We start from the raw sequence: 800 nt of genomic DNA on the forward strand, positions 1-800 counted from the left end.
CAGGACGGCGCGTCCAACGGCCTCACCGCGCCGAACGGGCCGTCGCAGCAGCGGGTCATCCGCCAGGCGCTGGCGAACGCGGGCCTGACACCGTCCGATGTGGACGCCGTCGAGGCGCACGGCACCGGGACCGCGCTGGGCGACCCGATCGAGGCCGGGGCCCTGGTGGCCGCCTACGGCGGGGAGCGGGCCGAGCCGCTGTGGCTGGGGTCGGTCAAGTCGAACTTCGGGCACACCCAGGCCGCGGCGGGCATCGCCGGGATCATCAAGATGGTGCTCGCGGTGCGGCACGGCGTGCTGCCCGCGACCCTGCACGTGGACGCCCCGTCGTCGCAGGTCGAGTGGTCCGGGGTGGAGCTGCTGTCGCGGTCGCGGGACTGGCCCGCGGTGGACCGGCCGCGCCGGGCCGGGGTGTCGTCGTTCGGCATCAGCGGCACCAACGCCCACGTGATCATCGAGCAGGTTCCCGGTGTCCAGGTCGAGCCGACCCCGGCCGCCGGGCCGGTGCCGTGGGTCCTGTCGGCGTCCTCGGCGGCGGCCCTGCGGGAACAGGCGGCGCGGCTGGCGGCGTTCGTGCGCGACGAGGACTCGATCGCCGACATCGGCTGGTCGCTGAGCGCGTCCCGGTCGCTGTTGGAGCACCGGGCCGTGGTCGTCGCCGACAGCGTCGAGGGTTTTCGCGCGCGGCTGGCCGACGTGGTCGAGGGCCGTGTGGTGCAGGGGCGCACGGCGTTCGTGTTCTCCGGGCAGGGTTCGCAGCGGATCGGCATGGGCCGGGAGTTGGCCGAGCGGTTCCCGGT

1 protein-coding gene is annotated in these 800 nt (G+C 75.0%); it reads left to right on the top strand.

The genetic code is table 11. From position 1 onward, the window contains the following. A partial coding sequence (locus tag GCL84_RS00005) for a type I polyketide synthase (protein ID WP_197522893.1) occupies positions 1-800 on the top strand: 800 nt, incomplete at both ends.

The organism is Actinokineospora pegani, from assembly GCF_009745975.1.
Classification (GTDB): domain Bacteria; phylum Actinomycetota; class Actinomycetes; order Mycobacteriales; family Pseudonocardiaceae; genus Actinokineospora; species Actinokineospora pegani.